General features: G+C 44.1%; 4 protein-coding genes. All 4 read right to left on the bottom strand.

The features are described from left to right. Window positions 1-70: 70 nt before the first annotated feature. The 4 genes from N7387_RS21105 to N7387_RS21090 all read right to left on the bottom strand — a co-directional run bounded on the left by N7387_RS21105 (window position 71) and on the right by N7387_RS21090 (window position 1,892). Window positions 71-1,111, bottom strand: coding sequence for a tyrosine-type recombinase/integrase (locus N7387_RS21105; RefSeq protein ID WP_279800929.1), 1,041 nt, complete (start codon window positions 1,109-1,111; stop codon window positions 71-73). After that, window positions 1,068-1,346 (bottom strand): excisionase, encoded by a 279-nt coding sequence (locus N7387_RS21100; protein WP_279800928.1) that lies wholly within the window; start codon window positions 1,344-1,346, stop codon window positions 1,068-1,070. The genes N7387_RS21105 and N7387_RS21100 overlap by 44 nt, the downstream gene beginning before the upstream one ends. After that, the gene (locus N7387_RS21095; protein ID WP_279800927.1) at window positions 1,327-1,506 is read right to left on the bottom strand and encodes a hypothetical protein; all 180 of its coding nucleotides are present in this window, start codon (window positions 1,504-1,506) and stop codon (window positions 1,327-1,329) included. The genes N7387_RS21100 and N7387_RS21095 overlap by 20 nt, the downstream gene beginning before the upstream one ends. A gap of 98 nt (window positions 1,507-1,604) precedes the next feature. Next, window positions 1,605-1,892 carry a hypothetical protein gene (locus N7387_RS21090; protein WP_279800926.1) on the bottom strand — a complete coding sequence of 96 codons (288 nt, stop codon included), beginning with the start codon at window positions 1,890-1,892 and terminating at the stop codon, window positions 1,605-1,607. Window positions 1,893-2,011 lie beyond the last annotated feature (119 nt).

Raw genomic sequence — 2,011 nt, 5'->3', positions numbered from 1 at the left:
GCGCTTCACTTTTTTAACCCTTATATATCAATGAATTAAAACTTGATTGTCACTATTATTCACTATTAAATCATAACACTATTTCGTTCCATCCTCCACGACTATCGCGATAAGTCTCTGTCATAGCCACGGATTTATGTCCGAGAAGCTGTTTGGCGAAATCTAAACCGCGCTCTTCTGCGTATAGTCTTGCCGATAAACTTCGTATTTCGTGGAATGATGGCGGCGTACCATCCCACTGGATACCGATTGAATTGCGTGAGGACTGAAAGTGTTTTCTGACCACCTGTTCTCCAGGCGCTTTATCTCTTGCGGTCGAAAACAAATAGCCACTTCCTGATTGATTAATTATATCCCTGAGTTTTATTCCTCGTATTTCCAGATCGAGAGGTATAGACAGTTTCGCGCCTGTTTTACTCTGTTCAATATACAATCTGTCGTTCTTAATATTGTCTTGATGCATCCGGCACAAATCCCCCTGGCGTTGCCCTGTAACGAGTGCGGCTTTCAGCATGAGGACAAACCATGCTGGCTTTGTATTTTTAGCATCGGATAAAATGGCACCATATTCCTCGAAAGATAACCGTGATCTGGAAACGCTGGTTCTGGGGTTTCGTGTACCCTCTACTGGATTAGTCGTAATCAGCCCGTCAGCCATAGCCTCGCGGAATAAATCACGCAGCTCCGATCTGAGTACCTTTGCCATTGATGCGGCCCCTTTTTCGACGTAATCAGAAAGTAAATTAGCAATGTCTTTCACTGAAATTTGGGTAACAGGCATCTTCCGCATATCGTCAGGAATAGCTTTAAGTAGTTGCCGTTTATTTCTCAGAGTTATATTGCTCAGGCCGCGCCGCTGGATAATTAAATCGTATTTTTCACACCATTCACCGACAGTGATTACTGATTCAGTATTAATTCGGCTCACCAGACTATCCCCCGTTCCAAGTAATTCAATATTGGCCTGAATTGCTTCTGTAATCGCCAGTGTTCTATTACGTCCGAGGCCGTATTCCTTTCTTGTTCTCGGATCGCGATATGAATAATACCCATTACGCAGATACAAATTAGGCGGAAGCCCTTTGTTTACTGTATTTCGATTTCTTGCCATCTGTTTTAATCCTTTTTAACAGGCCGGATTCTTTTTTTAAAAGAACGCTGGGATTTAATTTTTCAAAATTGGTAATTTTTCTTGCGTTTCCGGGGATTCGATACTGATATCCGTCAAATTGCGGGGCAGGGTAAATAATGCCCTGACGTATCCAGCGCCTGACGGTTTCTTCTCCGCGTCCTGTTTTTATGGCGAATTCGTTAACTGTAAAAAAGTCATTGTTGTTTCTCGTCATGGTCTTGCCTCATTATCGATAAGATAATCAGGTCAACTGTATCGCATGAGCGTTTAATATCTGCCGGAGTGCATGGTCTGTTTTTTACACTGGCAGCCAGTCGGCCTAATTTAATATCAAAGTCGGTCAGTAATTGTTGTCCTGGTTGCCACGGTTCCATGATGCTTTCTCCTGTAATGGTATTGGCATCATGGTAATCACCGTGGCGGAATAAAACTGATTATGCTTAATCAATTTTTGTGAAAGAGAGCAGGGCTGCTATTCGCGGCCAAGTGCTTTGTTGATTACTGCGTCGACAATATGCAAATGGTCATCGTCGTCGGGATCGTAGTCAGTGATTTTATTTCTCAGCCTGATTAATTGCTCCAGAATCTCAGGTGCTGCCGCTATCAGTTTCGCATTAGCCGTCGCCTTTCCCTTCCAGATGCCTTTTCCCATGACATGGCAAAGTGTATTCCCTCCGCCATGAATAGAACCACCGATTGTTTCGTGAAGTCCGTAACTGTCTGAATGTGTCCATGGGCCGGGTGTTCCTTTAAATTCCATGTTCTTCGTCCTTCTGCTGCAATTCATTACGGGCCTCAATTTTCACCTGCGGGGGCAGGTCGTAATACACATCACACCGACGATCAGTACGGATGTAGCCGTGACTGCCGTCAGGGAAC

Origin of the sequence: Morganella sp. GD04133, from assembly GCF_029835375.1 — a bacterium.
Lineage (GTDB): Bacteria > Pseudomonadota > Gammaproteobacteria > Enterobacterales > Enterobacteriaceae > Morganella > Morganella morganii_B.
This window is presented reverse-complemented; position numbering and strand designations above follow the sequence as displayed.

Excerpts from the sequence above, each read along its gene's own strand:
- N7387_RS21090 (WP_279800926.1), bottom strand. The coding sequence starts at position 1,892 with ATGGAATTTAAAGGAACACCCGGCCCATGGACACATTCAGACAGTTAC.
- N7387_RS21095 (WP_279800927.1), bottom strand. The coding sequence starts at position 1,506 with ATGGAACCGTGGCAACCAGGACAACAATTACTGACCGACTTTGATATT.
- N7387_RS21100 (WP_279800928.1), bottom strand. The coding sequence starts at position 1,346 with ATGACGAGAAACAACAATGACTTTTTTACAGTTAACGAATTCGCCATA.
- N7387_RS21105 (WP_279800929.1), bottom strand. The coding sequence starts at position 1,111 with ATGGCAAGAAATCGAAATACAGTAAACAAAGGGCTTCCGCCTAATTTG.